Annotated in this window: 12 protein-coding genes; 6 read left to right on the top strand and 6 right to left on the bottom strand. The window is 48.9% G+C overall.

Annotated features, from left to right (window positions below):
* Positions 1-55 precede the first annotated feature (55 nt).
* The 6 genes from purD (at position 56) to ITJ87_RS03440 (ending at position 5,456) form a co-directional block, all read left to right on the top strand.
* Complete coding sequence (purD, locus tag ITJ87_RS03415; RefSeq protein ID WP_117964990.1) at positions 56-1,330, top strand: phosphoribosylamine--glycine ligase; 1,275 nt, start codon at positions 56-58, stop codon at positions 1,328-1,330.
* Positions 1,331-2,326 carry a hypothetical protein gene (locus tag ITJ87_RS03420; RefSeq protein ID WP_117601063.1) on the top strand — a complete coding sequence of 332 codons (996 nt, stop codon included), beginning with the start codon at positions 1,331-1,333 and terminating at the stop codon, positions 2,324-2,326. It begins immediately after the preceding gene.
* The gene (locus tag ITJ87_RS03425) at positions 2,311-2,790 is read left to right on the top strand and encodes a YqaA family protein (protein WP_005830979.1); all 480 of its coding nucleotides are present in this window, start codon (positions 2,311-2,313) and stop codon (positions 2,788-2,790) included. The genes ITJ87_RS03420 and ITJ87_RS03425 overlap by 16 nt, the downstream gene beginning before the upstream one ends.
* 162 nt (positions 2,791-2,952) lie before the next feature.
* Positions 2,953-3,639, top strand: a complete 687-nt coding sequence (gene mnmD, locus ITJ87_RS03430) for a tRNA (5-methylaminomethyl-2-thiouridine)(34)-methyltransferase MnmD (protein ID WP_117964992.1) — start codon at positions 2,953-2,955, stop codon at positions 3,637-3,639.
* A gap of 70 nt (positions 3,640-3,709) precedes the next feature.
* Positions 3,710-4,612, top strand: coding sequence for a metal ABC transporter solute-binding protein, Zn/Mn family (locus ITJ87_RS03435; RefSeq protein ID WP_195690930.1), 903 nt, complete (start codon positions 3,710-3,712; stop codon positions 4,610-4,612).
* A 34-nt stretch (positions 4,613-4,646) separates the two neighbouring features.
* Complete coding sequence (locus ITJ87_RS03440; RefSeq protein ID WP_117964995.1) at positions 4,647-5,456, top strand: metal ABC transporter ATP-binding protein; 810 nt, start codon at positions 4,647-4,649, stop codon at positions 5,454-5,456.
* Between the two features lie 82 nt (positions 5,457-5,538).
* Here ITJ87_RS03440 and ITJ87_RS03445 read toward each other — a convergent pair whose 3' ends face one another.
* The 6 genes from ITJ87_RS03445 to ITJ87_RS03470 all read right to left on the bottom strand — a co-directional run bounded on the left by ITJ87_RS03445 (position 5,539) and on the right by ITJ87_RS03470 (position 18,863).
* Positions 5,539-7,428 (bottom strand): hypothetical protein, encoded by a 1,890-nt coding sequence (locus tag ITJ87_RS03445; RefSeq protein WP_181980927.1) that lies wholly within the window; start codon positions 7,426-7,428, stop codon positions 5,539-5,541.
* On the bottom strand, positions 7,418-9,946 hold the full coding sequence (locus ITJ87_RS03450; RefSeq protein ID WP_117964997.1) for a glycoside hydrolase family 9 protein: 2,529 nt from the start codon (positions 9,944-9,946) through the stop codon (positions 7,418-7,420). The genes ITJ87_RS03445 and ITJ87_RS03450 overlap by 11 nt, the downstream gene beginning before the upstream one ends.
* Before the next feature lie 5 nt (positions 9,947-9,951).
* On the bottom strand, positions 9,952-11,196 hold the full coding sequence (locus ITJ87_RS03455; protein ID WP_117964999.1) for an AGE family epimerase/isomerase: 1,245 nt from the start codon (positions 11,194-11,196) through the stop codon (positions 9,952-9,954).
* A gap of 202 nt (positions 11,197-11,398) precedes the next feature.
* Entirely contained in the window at positions 11,399-13,078 is a 1,680-nt protein-coding gene (locus ITJ87_RS03460) for a RagB/SusD family nutrient uptake outer membrane protein (RefSeq protein ID WP_008662437.1), read from the bottom strand.
* A 24-nt stretch (positions 13,079-13,102) separates the two neighbouring features.
* Positions 13,103-16,276, bottom strand: a complete 3,174-nt coding sequence (locus ITJ87_RS03465; RefSeq protein WP_229135119.1) for a TonB-dependent receptor — start codon at positions 16,274-16,276, stop codon at positions 13,103-13,105.
* A gap of 211 nt (positions 16,277-16,487) precedes the next feature.
* Entirely contained in the window at positions 16,488-18,863 is a 2,376-nt protein-coding gene (locus ITJ87_RS03470) for a TIM-barrel domain-containing protein (protein ID WP_117965003.1), read from the bottom strand.
* Positions 18,864-18,884 lie beyond the last annotated feature (21 nt).

Below are 18,884 nucleotides of genomic sequence, written 5' to 3' on the forward strand. Positions count from 1 at the left end.
TGTCCCACAGCACAGACAAATTGTAAATTGTACATTATAAATTGTAAATGAACCCATGAAAATATTATTATTAGGCTCCGGTGGCCGCGAACACGCTCTGGCATGGAAGATTGCCCAAAGCCCGAAAGTAGAGAAACTATATATTGCTCCCGGCAATGCAGGTACAAGCGAAGCAGGCGAGAATGTGAACCTGAAGGCGACAGACTTTCCCGCACTCAAGGCCTTTGCCCTTGAGAAAGAAATCGACATGATTGTTGTGGGTCCCGAAGACCCGTTGGTACAAGGCATCTTCGACAGCTTCAAGGAAGACCCTGCCACCTGCCATATCGACATCATCGGCCCCACCGCCAAAGGTGCTACACTGGAAGGTAGCAAGGAATTTGCCAAAGGCTTCATGATGCGCCACAACATCCCCACTGCCCGCTACAAGAGCATCACCGCCGACAACTTGCAGGAGGGACTCGACTTCCTCGCTTCCCTCGAAGCGCCTTACGTACTGAAGGCCGACGGACTGTGTGCAGGCAAGGGCGTGCTGATTCTCCCCACACTGGAAGAAGCTCAGAAAGAGCTGAAGGAAATGCTGGACGGCATGTTCGGCGATGCCAGCGCCACGGTAGTCATTGAAGAGTTCCTCAGCGGCATCGAATGTTCCGTATTCGTGATGACAGACGGCCGCCACTATAAGGTATTGCCCGTAGCCAAAGATTACAAGCGTATCGGCGAAGGCGACAAAGGCCTCAACACCGGCGGTATGGGCAGCGTTACTCCCGTACCTTTTGCCGACGAAACATTTATGGAAAAAGTACGCACCCGCATCATCGAACCTACCGTAAACGGTCTGCTGGAAGAAGAAATCGGCTACCAAGGCTTCATCTTCCTGGGACTTATCAACGTGAAGGGCGAACCGATGGTGATTGAATACAACATCCGCATGGGCGACCCCGAAACCGAAAGTGTAATGCTACGTATCAAGAGCGACCTGGTAGACCTACTCGAAGGCGTTGCCCAGGGCGACCTCGACCAGCGTACACTGGAATTCGACCCACGCACAGCCGCTTGCGTCATGCTGGTAAGCGGAGGATATCCGGAAGCCTACGAAAAGGGCAAGGTGATGACCGGATTCGAGAAGGCTGCCGAAACGGACAGCATCCTCTTCCATGCCGGAACAGCCACCAAAGACGGACAGACCGTAACTGCCGGTGGCCGTGTCATCGCCGTCTGCTCCTATGGTGAAACAAAGGAAGAAGCCTTGCAGAAGAGCTACCGCGTGGCCGACATGATAAACTTCGAGAAGAAATATTTCCGTCGCGACATCGGATTTGACTTATAAATGAGAACGAAGAGATTCCAGAACCGGATAACGGCAGGGCGGTTCACACTACCCGCCGCTATCTTGATTTCAGTATCCTGCTGGATACTGACTGCCGTTCTGTTGCCCGAGACGGAGACACAGCAAAGCGGATATTCCCTTTGGGAAACATTCTGCGACTTCTGCATCCCCACCTGGGCAAACCGTCTCTTCAGCTTTATTCTGTATGCCGTCATCGGGTATTTCCTGATACAGCTCAACAATACGTTCGCCATCATCCGGATGCGGGCATCGGTACAGACTTCTGTCTACTTCCTGCTGATATCCGTCTGCCCCAGCCTGCACATGCTGTATGCGGGAGACTTGGCATCCGCCTCCTTCCTGGTGGCACTGTTTTTCCTCTTCAGGAGCTACCAGCAGGCACGGCCCACAGGCAGTCTCTTCCACACCTTTGTCTTCATCGGACTGGGCAGCCTGCTTTTTCCGCAGCTCATGCTGTTTGTCCCCATCTTCTGGATAGGCGCCTACAACTTCCAGTCTCTCCAACCCAAAAGTTTCTTCGCCTCCTTGGTAGGATGGAGCGTACCCTACTGGCTGTTGCTGGGACACGCCCTCTACTACGGGCAAATGGAACTCTTCTGCCAGCCCTTCCGCGAGCTGGTGACCTTCGCTCCCATCCGGTTCGACTATCAGCCGTGGGAACTCGCCACCCTCGGGTATCTCCTTGTTCTGTTCATCGTCAGCGCGGCACACTGTCTCATTGCCGGCTATGAAGACAAGATACGCACCCGGAGCTATCTACACTTCCTCATCCTGCTGAATTTCTACATCTTTGTCTATATCGGACTGCAACCGGCATTGAGTGTCCACCTGATGTCCTTCCTGCTCATCGGTGTCAGCATCCTGGCGGGACACTTGTTTGTACTGACAAATAGCCGCAGTTCCAATATATTCTTCATTTGTGCATTTATCGGATTATTCATTCTATTAGGATTCAATATATGGACGCTTTTGTAGATACACTCGTACAGCTGCTGATTGACTGGGGATATGTCGGTCTGTTCATCTCTGCCCTATTGGCAGGAAGCATCATTCCGTTCAGTTCCGAGATAGTGATGGTAGCACTGGTCAAGGTCGGTCTGAGCCCGGCACTGTGCGTACTCTCCGCCACCTTGGGAAATACGCTGGGAGGCATGACGTGCTACTACATGGGACGTCTGGGACGTATAGACTGGATTGAGAAATATTTCAAGGTAAAAAGGGAAAAGATAGAACGGATGCAGCATTTCCTCCAAGGGAAAGGGGCACTGATGGCTTTCTTCGCCTTTCTGCCTTTTGTGGGAGAGGCCATAGCCATTGCACTGGGCTTCATGCGCAGTAATCTGATGCTGACCACCACGTCCATGTTTGCAGGGAAACTGGTGCGCTACATAGCTATGCTGTGGGCACTGCAAGGAGCCATTTCGATGATGAATTATTGACATGTAGTGAGTCTGAGCAATAGATGTATAGACACAACGCGTTGGATGTATAGATGCAACGTGCTGGATGTATAGATGCAGCACGCTGGATATATAGGCGCAACAACACGCTGAATCACAGAGAATTAAACTAAATAAAAACATTCAACAAAAGCAGAAGTGATGCAACGAATCATAGAGAAGACGGAAGACGGAAGTGCGACACTGTTTGTACCGGAACTGAACGAACATTATCATTCGGTAAAGGGGGCACGTACAGAGTCACAGCACATCTTTATCGACATGGGACTGAAAGCATCCGCTACTGCCCGCCCGCATATCCTTGAAATCGGTTTCGGCACCGGACTGAATGCCCTACTTACACTGGAAACTGCCGAAAAGGAAAAGAGACCTGTGCACTATACCGGTATCGAACTCTATCCGCTTGCATGGCCGGAGGTGGATGCGCTAAAATATAGCGACAATCCTCTGTTCGAGGAACTGCATCGGGCTGCGTGGGAAGAAAAAGTTGCCATAACTCCTTATTTCACACTGAGAAAAGTGCAGGCAGATGTCGAAACAATAAGCATTGACAGTTTGTTAATGATTAATAAATCTCCGTTCGATGTTGTCTACTTCGATGCCTTTGCACCCGAAAAGCAACCGGGAATGTGGGAGGAAAAAGTCTTCCGGAATATCCATGCCGCCATGAGCACTGATGGCGTGCTGACCACCTACTGCGCCAAAGGAGTAGTACGTCGCATGCTGCAAGCCATAGGATTCAAGGTAGAGCGTCTCCCAGGTCCCCCCGGAGGGAAACGGGAGATACTGAGGGGAAGGAAAGAGGAAGTGATAATGGATAAGGAATAGTTGATAATGAATAGTTGACGCCCCCTGCCACAGCGCAGCCAAATTGTAAATTGTAAATAGTAAATTGTAAATGAAAAAGTTTTGTTTTTTACTCCTCATAGCCACCTTGCTCTTCTCGTGCAAGCAAGGAGGCCAACAGAACAAGAAGAATGACGATAAACCCGTGATTACCGTCACCATCGAGCCGCTGCGGTATTTCACCGAAACCATTGCCGGCGATGAATTCACCGTCGTCAGCATGGTGCCCAAAGGTTCAAGTCCGGAAACCTACGACCCCACGCCCCAGCAGCTCGTCGACCTCGCGCAAAGTAAGGCCTATTTCCGCATCGGCTACATCGGTTTCGAACAGACATGGACGGAAAAACTGACGGACAATGCTCCCCACCTGCAATTCTTCGACATGTCCGAGAATGTGGAACTTATTCTGGACGAGACCCATGCGCATCACCATAAAGACGGACATGTACACGAAGGCCATACGCACGCCGGTGGTGTGGAACCCCACATCTGGAACTCCACCATCAACGCCCAAATCATTGCCGGGAACATTCTGAATGCACTCTGCACCATAGACAAAGCCAATGAAAACGCCTACATGGAACGTTACAACGCACTCATCCGGCGGATAGAGCATACGGACAGCCTCATCTGCCAGATGCTTTCCAGTCCGAATGCCGACCGTGCCTTCATGATTTATCATCCGGCACTTTCCTACTTTGCCCGCGACTACAACCTGCACCAGATTCCTATCGAAGCCGGTGGAAAGGAACCCTCTCCCACCCATCTGAAGAACCTGATAAACTCCTGCAAGAAGGAGAAGGTACGCATCATCTTTGTACAGCCGGAATTCGACCGCCGCAATGCCGACCTTATCGCCCAGCAGACCGGAACCCGGGTGGTGGCTATCAATCCCCTCTCATACGACTGGGAGGAGGAGATGATGAATACCGCCAGAGCGCTTGTAAAAGAGTAAACGATGATTCTGTCCATTTAACGAAGAAGAAGCTATGCCTGCATCCCCCATTATAGAGATAAAGAACCTCAGCGCCGGATACGATAACCGGACCGTACTGCATGATATAAACCTGATTATCTACGAACGTGATTTTCTGGGCATCATCGGTCCCAACGGTGGTGGAAAGACTACCCTTATCAAATGTATACTGGGACTGCTGAAACCCACCGCCGGGGAAATTCTATATCACTCCTGCCCCCCATCCCCCTCCGAAATTGCCAATTGTCAATCATCAACTGTCAATTGTCAATTATCTATGGGTTACTTGCCCCAGTACAGCAGCATCGACCGGAAATTTCCCATCACCGTAGAGGAGGTCATCCTTTCAGGACTCAGCAGCAAGAAGCCGCTGGCTTCACGCTTCACCGCCCGGCACCGCGAGAAAGCCTCTGCCGTGATAGCCCGCATGGGGCTGGAAGGCATGGAGCAGCGTGCCATCGGCGCTTTGAGCGGCGGACAGTTGCAACGTGCCCTCCTGGGCCGTGCCATCATCTCCGACCCGCAGGTGGTGATTCTCGACGAACCCAGCACATACATCGACAAGCGTTTCGAAGCCCGCCTCTACGAACTGCTGGCAGAGATAAACAAGGATTGCGCCATTATTCTCGTCAGCCACGACATCGGCACGGTGTTGCAGCAAGTCAAGTCCATTGCCTGCGTCAACGAAACCCTGGACTACCATCCCGATACCGGCGTTACGGAAGAATGGCTGGAACGCAACTTCAACTGCCCGATAGAGTTGCTGGGGCACGGGACACTGCCGCACAGGATATTGAAAGAACACAAGCATTCTCACGGATGACTGGAAGCAAAGGAGGCCGGCCCATTGTAGAACCGACCTCCCGTTACCCTTCCGAATAACTATCCGACAATCTTCTTACCCGTCATTTATATTGGAAAGCCTTATACGAATGGGGCAGTAATGACAAACGGAAAGAGTTCTTTGGTGTCACCGGACGCCTGCTCTGTACGGGTTCGGCAGGAAGGGGAGCCAGAATATCCCCATTCTCCAGATTTTCCAACCTCGTCACCTCATCATCGGTAACAATACGCACTTCCACCGGTTCATCATTGAAGTTCTCCACCACCAGTGTTTTATTGTCATACACAAACAATCCGACTTTGGAGGGAGCCTCCAGATAGACATCCATATCCTTACTCATAATGCGGCGAATCTCATTCAAGGCTTTTGCCGGGAAATCATATAAATTTCCCATATCATCGGGAATGGTCAATACATATAGATTGCCGGCGGCATAGGGAGCTCTCAACAAAATAGGATACCCCGATACTCCTCCCGTCAACGGACGGCCCGCACTGACTACTTCCCAAGCATCATTCGTATAATACTGAACCTGCGGTATCAATAAATCGCGTCCGGCTTGTCCGTATCGGCCAAAATCATTGACAAGAGCTTTCAAATCGGTACAACGCAACTCTACTATTTCGGCAATTTTTTCAGGAATGGCTTTCAGCAAGCCGCTTGTAATCACCACATCCCGTCCGCTTTGCAATTGCTTCCTAATGTCGGTCATGAGCTCCGGAGCTTGAGCCGCCTGGGCAGTCAGCAGCACCACTTGTTGGTCTTTCGGAAAAACGGGACGTATATCCATCGGCAAACCTATCATGCCCAGATAATTCTGCAAGAAATCATCACCCGCCACATGAAAAGGCTTGTAGGACTTGATGCCAATGGGGTTACCCAACTTACCTATCAGTTTATCAGTCTGTTTCAATACAACATCCGCAATGCGTGCCATGGTGGTAGGCTCTATGGAAGTTCCGTCCTTCTGCCGGATAGGGGCAGTCATCTCATCATAATTAAAGCTGGTGCCCATGCCCTGCCAAGGGGTACGGAACCTGGGAGACAACTTCACGCCCAGAAGCTGGTTATAGGCAAAGAGAATGATTTCGGGAGCCTTGGCAAGCATGGTCAGATGCAGCTGCTCAGCATAGCGGTCCATGCCTAGATTCAGTCCACCGGAGTCCACCCATCCTCCACCGTTGTAGCCCGGACGCAGATTATCGAAATAGCGGATAATATTATAGCTTAGATAATTCTGCAGATGCTGGTTGCCGGCAGGGTCCCTTGTTTCGGTACCCGTCCAGACACCGTCAAAGAGTTGGGGACCTTCCTCCAGATTAAAGCCCAAACCTTGGAAATGGTCGTACCAGTTGGGATACTTGATGATTACCTTTACACGAGGATTCACCTTCTTGGCAGGTTTCAGCACAAGGTCGCGCCCGGCTTCAGTCATCAGCTTCAAACGGTATTCCGTCCAGCTCTGCGCACCTTTGGCTTTTATCTCTATGTCCGACTTGCAACTGGTGAAGAAAAAGTCATCCAGAATAAACTCGTCAAAGTGCTTTGCCGTATGTTCTGCAATCTTTCGCACCATCTCACGATGCTCGGGATTGGAATAGCAGAACGTCTCGAAACTGTTTGCCTCGTTGATGGTGTAGGTAATTCCTCCGGCAGTCTCTATTCCCCGGTCATGGAAAAATTTCTTAGCTTGCTCCAGGGTGGCGTCATCCACAATCAGTAAATCACGATGTGTTTCCAGATAAATCTTGTCCACTTCCAACTGTTGTGAAATCACATTCCAAGTCGAATCCAGCCAATGGATGTCCTTCATCTTGTCTACCTCGTAGGCACGTACATAGACCGATACCTTAAAATTGTCATAAGCTTTTGCCTGCATGGCCATAGTGCAGACCATGCAGAGCAGAAAAGCTACAATTACAAACTTATCTACCTTTATTTTACTGTTCATTACCATTCAATATTTTCTGAGATGCCAATACCATATACATAAACCACGTAGCATGTCCGCCCAAACAGTACTCACCCTCCTGCCATAAGAACGGGAAATGAAGTAATTCGGGCAAGTCAGGACGAATCAGATTTGTACCCGGAGACACTCCACCCGGAATATAAGACCAGTCGGCACGGTTGACACCATAGGCAGCTTTCATCGTTTCGGCACCGACTCCCGTTACAAACGCTGCCTGATTACGTCCCGGATGCATACCGAGCAGGTATTGGACAGCATTGAAAATATAGTCCGGTGCAAACAAGTCAGGATAGGCAGCATGCAGGTAACAGTAATTGTAGCCCAGATGCTGGGGTTCCCATGAACCGGAAGAACGGTTACCTCTGTCATGCGGCACTCCATACGGAGTTTTACTGCTATACTCCTGATACATAGCCTGCAACTCCGGCAGTGCTTTGCGAACAGTCTTGCTGAAACGTGCATTTCCCACAGCCTTGTCGAAACGTCCGATGAACCAACCCGTCTGACGGATATTCTTGCAGATGAAATCCTGCTGCTGCAAAACGAAATCACGGTACTCCACTTCCTTTGTCGCCAGATAAAGTTCTACGGCAGCATGTACCTTGGCTGTCAGCACCCGGTTGTTGTCGCAGCGGGTAATCCTGAACAATTCACGGGCTATCTCCAGACAATCCGCTCCCAATGCATCGTTATGTCCCTTCAAGACACGTGAAATACCTGCCAGCCAGGCAGCCACCTGAAGTTCCCTACCAGGGTTGTCCTCCGTAAACACCCAGCGGTCGTCGGCAGTCCCACTGACATGGTCTGTATGGGCCGACGCATCACCCAGGTGTGCATACTGGCGTACGGTAGGACACAGAATCCCTCTGTAGAGACGCCCCAGAGCCTTCCAACCCGCCACTATCGTCAAAGCACCGTTTTCCACCTGCTGCAACAAGTCATTCTTTCCATCCGGCTGGTGAATCTCGACTATCTTCTTTTCAAAATCTATGGAAGTCTCGTCCCAATAGGCACCAAAGTTCTCACAAGCCATGGCAAGTATATAGGCCTCGCCTGCCTGGGATTCCACACGCAAGTCATAGTCCCCCGCATCGTGCCATCCACCCACATTCAGCCCTGGAACCAAATCACCCGGCTGATACTTACAAAGAGTAGAGGTTCCTTGAGTATATCCGTCTATATGGTTGATATCGGTTTTGGCCATACGTGCATCGTCATGATGACAGAAGTCATGCCATACACGGTATTTTTCGTTCACACGCATGTGGCACATCTGTACCGGCAAGAAGTATTCCACCTCTGCCTGCCAGATACCCTTGTCCCACACATCTTTGGCAATGCGGAACACCGGAGAAGCAGCATCGCCGTACATCACCTGATAGAGCCCTTCTTCCGTCACTTCCGTGAAGTCGAACTGCAGATAGTGGTAACGTTGGAAATCTCCCCAATCCTTGGCAGCCTGCTGCTTTACCAGTTTCCTGCCATCGGCAACAATGCGATAAAGGGCAGGTTGCTTGAAGTCTGTATCCCGTTTGTCCAACTCTATGACAGCTACTTTCTTCTGTCCAGGATGGTAACCTACTTGAGAGGCTTGCACCACCGGTGCATAACGCCAGTCTTTAGTGACTGTCGGACGGATTATCCATTTCACCGCACCTTCCTTTGTCCCTGCCGGGAACTCCGAACGGAGCACAAACCAACCGTTGTTATGATTTATCCTTCCATCATACAGCAGCAAGTCTCCTTTCTCACTTTCAATCGTAATCTTTGCCAAATCATCCTGAGGATTGAGTACAAACTTTTTCCCCTCGGCAAAAGGAGCAGAGACGATATCATCGGCAATCATCGGGTTATAAGTCTTTCTATCCAACAGCAACTGGTCCAAATCAGCTTTCCCGCCAGGGTTGAAATCTCCGATATGCTCCATGTTGGAAGACTGTTTCATGGTGGGCCCCATCGCCTGGTGGGGAAAGACTCCCGTCCGGTTGTCCATAATCCACGGCTTGCCCAGCAAAGTGGAAGGTACCAATTCCAGATTAAAGCCCAACTTGCCGGCAAACCGCTCGGGCACCGGTTGGTCCAAATCAACGGTCAATACCAGATAATCCTTCTCGCCTTTGACCTTAATGGTATAGCCAAAAACAAAATCCGGATAAAGCATCGGATTAAAGCCTGCCATATGTTTGGCCGAATCCGGATAACTCAATGTGACACGGATTTCATTGTCAGCCTCATCCACCACCCGGCTTCTCATCTTGGGCAATCCCTGCCACTGCCCTTGCGAGATTTCAAAGCGCACATCTCCATTGGCAGCCCTGCGGTCTCCATTCAAAACAAGGGTCAGTCCTCCCTGGTGTCCTTCAGGGTAGACGTCACTGAACACCATCACATTGGCCCCGCCATTCTCAAAATATCCCGATGGATTGATTTTGAAATCCTGGGCGTGTAGCCCCATACAAAGCATCAGTGATGCTGCACCTGCTATAAATTTCTTCATAAATACTATTTTAAACGATTATGTATTTCCACTCCCAAGCGTACCGTATGATACGGGCAACGCCACATACTCACTTTGGGAGTATCCTTCTTGGGTTCTCCATCAAAACAATCACTGTACCATTCACCATATTCCCGGTCTATCATACAGTCCTTTACGAAAGTCCAAACCGTATCGGCCGATTGCAGATAAACGTCATTCCCGCTGATTTGCCAGGCATTGACACAAGCTATCATCGTTTCAATCTGGCCCCACCATGAGGCATGGCCGGTTGTTCTTCCGCCCTTCTTTTCATACATCATATACCCTTTGTCACTCAGTCCTTCCGCCAAGCAAGCATCCGTCACATCCAGCGCAAGCCGATTCGCCCTATCCATCAGTTGCCGGTCTTCTAATACACGGGCAGCCTCACAAAGCAGCCATCCCGCCTCCACATCATGTCCATAAGAGTCCATCTCAACCAGACTGTTCCATGCATTATCAAAGAACAAATTAAAATGCCTCCTTGAAGAGTCATAAATACGGTCCATAAACAACCCGGTGCAGAACTTGAGTCGTTTCCTCAGTCCGTCGTCTTTCCAGCATTGATATAAAAGGGTATAAGCCTCCAGCACGTGCAAATGCGCATTCATAGTCTTAGGGGCATTGTTATCATAATTATCCAGTTGTTTCCAATCTTCAGTAAAAGATTCCACATAACCGTCATATTGCGGTTCGCGGCCTTTCTCCTCCAAGGTATGATATAAACCGACAGCCATATCCAGACTCTCGCTGTTACCTGTTGCCAGATAGTGTTCAGCCAGCCCATAGATGGCGTAGGTCATGGCATACGTATATTTGGAAGCATTCAGCACCTCACCGTCAGGATTGACCAGCCAATATACCCCACCATGTTCCTTGTCTATAAATGTATCAATGAAGTAGCGTTGCGATTTATCCGCAAGCTTCAGATAAGCCTCATCCTTAAACGTACGGTATGCGGCAGAAAAACTCCACAGAATCCGGGCATTCAGAACCCCTCCTCTCGGAGCATCCACTACCGGAGTACCATTCCGCAATACAGTTCCATAAAAACCGCCGTCGGGAGCCACTGCATAATCCATCCAAAACGGCAACACGCTGTCTCTGACATTCGTGACAATCTCTGTACGCATGCGTGTCTGCATATCTGTCTCCCCTGAATGCGACCGGCAGCCTGCCAGACAATATGCAACCAGCAGTGCTATCCAATAAAACATCTTCCTTTCCATAATTATTCTCTAAAACCATCAAACTTTTCCTTGTATAATTCCCCGTTTATCAGAGACTGGTGTTCGTCGTCTCAAGTACTGGTGTTTGTCATGTCAGACACCGGCTTTCATCACGACAGACGCTGACGTCTATCACAACAACTACTGGTGCCTGACATTTCACTCACAAATATTTTATTATTAAGTGTTTATCTATAATTTATCAATATCCCGGATTCTGGTCAGCCTGATTGATGAGCGGGTTGGTCAGAATCTCATTCGTCGGAATCGGGAAGATTTCCTGATAAGCCTCGTGCTCAAAGAAACGGAATGAGTCACCAGTCTGCAGACAAGCCTCTTGTGAAGAGTTGGCTGCTGTCTTCGGATATTCGGCGGCAAACCATTCTTTGCACATACCCATACGGCACAAATCATGGTAAAGCGAGAACTCGGCATTGAATTCATGGCGACGCTCTATAATCAGCGCCACCTTCCATACCGGAGAAGTATAGCCTTTGGCTGCTTTATAGCTTGTATAATAGGTCTCTGCATCCGGCACTTCCACCGTCTGGGTATTCAACATGTCGGCGGGTAGGTCAATCATCGTCGCTCCCATCTCCAAATTACCCCAAGCACGGTTACGTATCTGACGTATCATGTTCCATCCGGTAGCGTTGTCACCTGTCTCGAAACAACATTCTGCATAGTCGAGCATGATGCCTGCATAACGCTTCAGAGTCAATGAAATAGGATTGAATACTTTGTTGTTCTCACCTGGCTTGCATCTCCAGTATTTCAAGGAATAAACAGTAGGCATATTTTCGGAGCCTTGGAAAAGACCGTCAAAACCACTTGTCACCCCTACAGTCTGCCCGGTAATGGGATGCGTATCCCCTTTGGCAACAGCAGAGTACTGGCGGCGTTTGTCACCCGGTTCAAAGGAACGTACAAACTCCCAAGAAAGACAGAGAGAACCCCAGCCTCCCCATTCGGGTGCCGCGCACATATATCCGTACCACATCATGGCATCTGAAGACGAATCGGCTCCCCAACCCATATATCCTTGTTCATGATACATCACCTCAAATACGGACTCTTTGGTCCAATGTGTATCCCAGGCATGAAGATTACCGAAGCAGGGCTCCAATGAATAGGTTCCACTGTCCACTATATCCTTCAGTTCCGTCTTGGCTTTCGTAAAGTCTTTCTTCAACATATACAGCTCGGCCAAATAAGCTTTGCAGAACCCCTTGGTTATACGTCCGTATTCACCATTCATGGGTAACCAGTCCAGATGGTCGCGTCCAAAAGACAAATCTTCCTCGATAGCCGCATAAGTCTCATCCACGGATTCCGGACGTGCCTTTCCTACCGAAGTAGTATAGGTTTCACCGGTAAGCAACATCGGTACCCTTCCGAAAAGTTTCGTCAAGTAAAGGTAGTTATAACCGCGGATGGCACGTGCTTGCGCTTCATAAACGGTCTTGGAATTGCTGTCCGCAAATATAGAGGCATCCGCCGTCTCCAGGCCAGCTAGGAAACGGTTTGCACGGTCCACTGCACGATAACTCATCCGCCATGCAGTCTCCAGGGAACCCTTATCGGGTTTCCAGGCATGACGCTGCCATTCCGCATCCCAACCGGAAGCCTGACAGTCCATCGTAGAATGGTTGGCAGCAAATACCTGAGGCTTGAATCCCCATGTTTCGTCATCACCGGAACCGTGCTGGTCCGTATAAAAGGTATCATAAAGTCCGTTCAATCCGGAAAGGACATTCTCCTCCGTTTTAAACATGAAATCTGCCGGAAGAATATCGTAATGATCCACTTCCAAATAATCGTCACAAGACGTTACGGTGCTTAAGGCCAGCACACCGATCAACAGTTTATATAAGTTTTTCATAATCATATTTTTTATCCGTTAGTATTAGAACTGTACACTCAGACCGAAAGTAACCGACATCGGGAACGGATAACGTCCTCCGTCAAATCCCGAATACAATACATTGGAGTCACCGACTTCCGGATCGCCGAACTTATTGTACGAAGAGATGGTACATACATTGTCGACACTGGCAAATACGCGTGCATTTTCCATTTTCACCGGTTTCAGCACATTCTTCGGGAATGTATATCCTATCTGAATATTTGAAATCTTCAGATAATCCCCCTTCTGGATGTAGGCGTCGGACACACGCATGTTCTTATTATAGTCTGTCTTGGTGATACGCGGATATTTGGCGCCGGTATTCGAAGATGACCATGCATTATTGATATATTCCTTCAGTACATTCTGATAACCGCCGTCGGGTGCATAGACTGAGGTCAAGCGGGCCGAAGAATAAGAAAGGATATCCATACCGGCTACACCGTACAAGTTCATCGAGAAATCAAAGTTTTTCCAGGAAGCGGTAAGGTTCATTCCGTAAGTGAACTTGGGATATCCATTGCCTATAACAGTACGGTCGGCATCGGTAATCTGCCCGTCACCATTCAAATCAACAAACTTATAGTCGCCGGGCTGGGTAGTCTTGTCCTGATATACACCACTTTCAACTCCCTTTTCAACCGCCAGCCTATTCATTTCATCAATTTCGGCCTGGGTTCTGAAAATGCCTTCTACCTTCCAGCCATAGTAGGAACCTACAGGATAGCCGTTCTGTGTAATGGAGTGGTTGTCCCAGTTGTCGCCATCTTGTGCTGACCCTGACTTGCTGAATATCGGATCGCCGACTTCAATAGCCTCGTTCTTCAGGGTAGACCCATTCAGTCTTATGCCGATATTCCAATCGCTGAAGCTCTTGTTCCACGCAGCAGTAAACTCGAAACCTGAGTTACGGATATGTCCCGCATTAGTATAGACATTGGAGAAACCGGTGGAAGGACGAATCTGGCGATACAGAAGCAGATCCTTTGCGTCACGGATAAAGTAATCGGCAGAGAAAGAAAGCTCATTGTTCATAAAGGCAAAGTCAATACCGATATTTGTCTGCTCATTGGTTTCCCATTTCAGGTTGGTATCAATTTCTTTCTGCTGGGCAATACCGGCACCGTTAATCACACTCGAACCATTAAAGAACCAGTACATTGCATTTGCCGAAGACAACTGTGCTATGGACAAGTTGGTACCATTGCCCGCATTACCGGTCTGTCCCCATCCGGCACGCAACTTCAAGTTACTGAACAGTTCTAAATCCTTAATGAACTTTTCCTCGGAAAGACGCCAAGCTACAGAAGCGGAAGGGAATGTACCATAACGATTGCCGGCACCAAAGTTCGAAGAACCGTCGCGGCGTACCGTTGCAGTCACAATATAGCGGTCGTTCAAAGTATAAGTCAGACGGCCGAAGTAAGAAAGGAATCTTGTCTTCAAATCCAGCCCACCATCCGTTTGCTTAGACGATGGGTCATTGGTCAATGAAATTTTGCGGATGTTGTCTGCCGGAAAATCGTTGGCACTGGAATTCAGCCAGGCACCGTTCGTATCGCTGGTAGAGAAACCGGCCATTGCACTTACGCGGTGATGCTCATTGGACCAGTCATAGTTCAAGAACGCTTCCAGACCGAGTGAAGTGGACTGGCTCTGGTTCAGCGAGAACGAGTCCTTACGGTCTTGAGTTCCAAAGGTTCTATCATTATAGGCTGTATAGCCATTATAACCTTTTGTATAATAATTATAACTGGCAATAGTCTTGAAAGTCAACCCTTTGTACAAATCGAGTTGTAGGAAAGCACTAGCAAGCATACGGTCCCATTTATTAATACTGTCGGCAGTCTTGGCAGCAGCAACCAGATTGTCAGCTCCCTTGTTCACGTCTCCATTGCCTTCTTTCTTGTAATGTCCCCAAGTACCGTCGGGCAACACAATAGGCATGGAATAGAAAACACCGTCCTCTACATAATCCATGGTTGGAATGGCTTGTGCATAGTTTCTCAGGTTGCCTCCTCCCATCTTTTCCGAATGTGCATAGTTCAAGTTCAAGCCTACATGCAGGAAGTCTTTCACTTTGTGAGTGATATTAGCGCGTGCCGTCAAGCGTTTAAAATTCGACTCAATCACGATACCCTGGTTGTTCAAATAACCCAGAGATAAATTGGCTTGGGTATTTTCGCTGCCTCCCGAAGCAGAAAGATTATAGTTCTGCTGTAATGCCGTGCGTGACATTTCGTCCTGCCAGTCAATGCTATTCAGTCTGCCTATGTAATCCTCGCCATACGCCAGATTGGTCATGGCAATACCGTCATTCTTGACAGCGGAACGTACAGCACTTGCAAACAAGTCCGCATCAGCCACATCAATCTTATTCGAATTGAACTGAAGGGCATAGTTGGCCGAGAAGTTTACCTTTGCCTTACCCTTACCGCCGTTCTTGGTAGTAATCATAATGACGCCATTGGCACCGCGAGTACCATAGATTGCCGTAGCCGAAGCATCCTTCAGAATTTCGATGGACTCTACATCATTAGGATTCAAGAAATCGATAGAAGTTCCTACCTGCACACCGTCCACTACATAGAGTGGGTCGGCAGAACCATTCACGGTTGCCACACCGCGGATACGGATGGAGAAACCTCCTTCCGGGTCACCGGAAGAACGGATGACAGATACACCTGCCGCAGCTCCCTGCAAACCTTGTCCCAAGTTCACCGGATTCCGCTTCATCATTTCCTCCGCATTCACGGAAGCCACAGAACCGGTGAGGTCGGATTTCTTCATCGTACCGTAGCCCACAACAACTACCTCATCCAAGGTTTCGGTATCCTCCTTTAAAATAATTTTCAGAGCATTCATATTCCCGGTTACTTTGACCGTTCGCGCCAGATAACCGATGTAACTGGTCTTCAGCGTAGAACCCACGGGACACTGCAAGGAGAAGTTACCGTCCAAATCGGTAATCATACCGTTTGTCGTACCTTCCACAATGACATTAGCACCGATGATGGGCTCGCCTTTCTCATCCACCACTTGGCCCTTCACAGTAACTACACTCTGCTGTACGACAGTGACACCTGCAAACGGCTGTACGCTTGTTGCAAAGAGAGGTCCGGCACATGCCAGCGATACTGACATGATACCCAAATACTTCATCACATTTCTCATAAATACTAAATACTTAGGTTTAACAAATACCCCGGTCATAAGCACATCGGGAAAAAGATATGCGACACAATTTTGTGCTACTATAGAGGCACTGCCGTGCCATTGGGAAGGCACATCTGTGCCACCATAGTGGCACAGATTTCGGTAACTATATCCCTTTCTCTTCCATACCGGCAGGGGTGAATTCAATATAGATTTTCAAAGATTAAGTTCAGAAACTCAGGGAAGTGCCTTCAACCTGGTTCAACAGTTGCGGTTTGGCCTTTCCACAATCCACTTTCACAACCTGAATACGGTTGTCGGCAGGTAGACAAACCAATCCTTCCGCCTGCTTCTTGTCAGCACTGTATACCTTCAGGTTCATTTTGCTCCAATCCATCTCAACAGTGGACTGCGCCAACTTCAGATGAGGAAGTACCGAACCGTCACGTACCAGCATGATTATCGGCAGACTGCCTGCTTCAATTTGGTGCCATCCACCTTCGTAGACTTTCTCTGTCTGGTAGTCTATCCATTTTCCTTCGGGAAGGTAAACTGTGCGGCCCGTCATACCGGATTCAAGCAAGGGGGCAACCAGAATCTGCGAACCGAAGAGATACTCGTCATCCACTTTCCATGCTCCCGGATCATCGGAAAATTCTACAAACAAGGCTCTTAGCATCGGTAAGCCCTTTTCTGTACATTCCTTAGCCTGAGCATACACATAAGGCATCAGACGGTACTTCATCTCTGCACTCTTGCGGAAGACATCCTGCACACGCTTGCTGTCGTACAACCACGGCTCTGTCGGAGGTGCCCCATGCGCGCGGGTATGGGAAGTAAGAAAACCGAACGGTATCCAGCGGCAATACAAGTCCTCCGGAGTGGCTTTTACAAAGCCACCCATATCATGGCTCCAAAAGGAGAAACCGGACAAGCCGAAGGACAAGCCTGCACGAAGCGTACCTAGCAGTCCCGTGTTCGTAGTTGCAGCATCACCGCCCCAATGCAATGGATAACGCTGGGAACCGGCCCATGCGGCACGTGCCCACATTATATTCTCGTTGTGCAACTTCTTGGTTATCTCGGACACTGCCATATCATAACGCACCGGATAGAGGTTATGCTCATACCATCCGCTCTTGCCGGAAGCGTAAATACCGTTCAGTGGAGCAGCCTCGCCGAAGTCTACTTTAATGGCACTGACACCGATATTCAGCAATCCCGCCAGTTTGTTCTGATACCACTTTACGGTTTCCGGATTGGAAAAATCGAGCACCACATCTTCGTAGGGAAGTTCACCATTTCCATTTTTCACATACATGTCTTTCTCTATCAGTTCAGAGAAATAACGATTTTTAGGAGTGAAATAAGGCAACTGCCACAAACATACATGGAAACCTTGTGACCTCAAATCCTTCAACATCTGCTGTGGATTCTGGAAACGGTTCTCGGAGAATTTATAGTCACACTGCCAGTCCACATCAAACCAGCCGGTATCGAAATGGATAACATCGCACGGATACTTGTTCTTACGGATATTGGCCGCTACATCATAACCTTCCTTTTCACTGAAATAGGTAATACGGCTCATCCACGTACCGAAAGACCACAAGGGGGGCATGCCCGGCTTTCCTACCAAATCGGTGTACTCGTCCAGAATATCTTTCGGCTCGCCGAAGAAAACGAACAAATCCAGGTTCTCGTCACCCATGAACATTTTGTTCAGCCCAATATAGGTAGCACCAAAATCACAAGTCACGGGAGCGGATGTATGCATAAACATGCCATATCCCCGGTTACTCATAAAGAAAGGAATCGGTTTGTACATCTGGTCCGTCTCAGGCCCTTGTGGGTCTGTAACAAACAAGTTCACCTTCTGTCCGGCCTTGTTCAGCCCAGTGGCAGACTCTCCGCAACCAAAAATCATTTCATCCGCAGTCAAGGTAAATACCGGATTGATGCGGCGGGCATTGTCACTTCCCCGCTTCACAAAACAGAACGGTGTATATTTTACCTGCGTAGAGTCCGCATCACTCAAAGCGGCAGTCTGGCTCAAGATACGTCCGGCTTTATCCTTCAAGACGATTCTCCAGGGATTCTTGTTAATCTGAATGGTTCCATAGTCACTGGAATAGACAATCTTGTCATTCGTCTCGGTAACTTTCCAGCTTCCATCCCTGCCCGGTTCCTTTGCCAACATAATGGAAGCGGCAGGTTTAGGTTCCACCGGGGTCGTTAGCATACGGATACGTACCGTACGCGGAGTTACAAAGTCAATCTTGAATTTGAGGTTAGGGTCATTTTCATAGGCAGTGAAAGGAAAATCGAGCATTCTCATTTTCCGGGGCTGTGCACCGTTGGTATTGAAGGCTTGACGGGGCATCAGATGCCCGCGTTTCCAGTTCACCAGCCCTTCACCCGACTTGGCATCGAATGACTCCAGGTGATCTGCAAAAAACAAAGTATTACTCAAGTCACGGAAATCGGTACTCATGTCCAGAGGTTGGTTCATCAGATACGAGGTACCGTCATTGACATGTGGCTGTGCCAACAGATTGCCGCCGGCAAACAACAGCATCGCCACTGCTAAAAGTTCTTTCTTCATACTATTAGGATTTAAATGATC

The organism is Bacteroides sp. HF-162, from assembly GCF_015679285.1.
In the GTDB taxonomy this organism is placed as follows: Bacteria; Bacteroidota; Bacteroidia; order Bacteroidales; family Bacteroidaceae; genus Bacteroides; species Bacteroides uniformis.

Excerpts from the sequence above, each read along its gene's own strand:
- ITJ87_RS03440 (WP_117964995.1), top strand. The coding sequence starts at position 4,647 with ATGCCTGCATCCCCCATTATAGAGATAAAGAACCTCAGCGCCGGATAC.
- ITJ87_RS03465 (WP_229135119.1), bottom strand. The coding sequence starts at position 16,276 with ATGAGAAATGTGATGAAGTATTTGGGTATCATGTCAGTATCGCTGGCA.
- ITJ87_RS03420 (WP_117601063.1), top strand. The coding sequence starts at position 1,331 with ATGAGAACGAAGAGATTCCAGAACCGGATAACGGCAGGGCGGTTCACA.
- ITJ87_RS03455 (WP_117964999.1), bottom strand. The coding sequence starts at position 11,196 with ATGGAAAGGAAGATGTTTTATTGGATAGCACTGCTGGTTGCATATTGT.
- ITJ87_RS03460 (WP_008662437.1), bottom strand. The coding sequence starts at position 13,078 with ATGAAAAACTTATATAAACTGTTGATCGGTGTGCTGGCCTTAAGCACC.
- ITJ87_RS03425 (WP_005830979.1), top strand. The coding sequence starts at position 2,311 with ATGGACGCTTTTGTAGATACACTCGTACAGCTGCTGATTGACTGGGGA.
- ITJ87_RS03435 (WP_195690930.1), top strand. The coding sequence starts at position 3,710 with ATGAAAAAGTTTTGTTTTTTACTCCTCATAGCCACCTTGCTCTTCTCG.
- ITJ87_RS03470 (WP_117965003.1), bottom strand. The coding sequence starts at position 18,863 with ATGAAGAAAGAACTTTTAGCAGTGGCGATGCTGTTGTTTGCCGGCGGC.
- mnmD (WP_117964992.1), top strand. The coding sequence starts at position 2,953 with ATGCAACGAATCATAGAGAAGACGGAAGACGGAAGTGCGACACTGTTT.
- purD (WP_117964990.1), top strand. The coding sequence starts at position 56 with ATGAAAATATTATTATTAGGCTCCGGTGGCCGCGAACACGCTCTGGCA.
- ITJ87_RS03445 (WP_181980927.1), bottom strand. The coding sequence starts at position 7,428 with ATGAACAGTAAAATAAAGGTAGATAAGTTTGTAATTGTAGCTTTTCTG.
- ITJ87_RS03450 (WP_117964997.1), bottom strand. The coding sequence starts at position 9,946 with ATGAAGAAATTTATAGCAGGTGCAGCATCACTGATGCTTTGTATGGGG.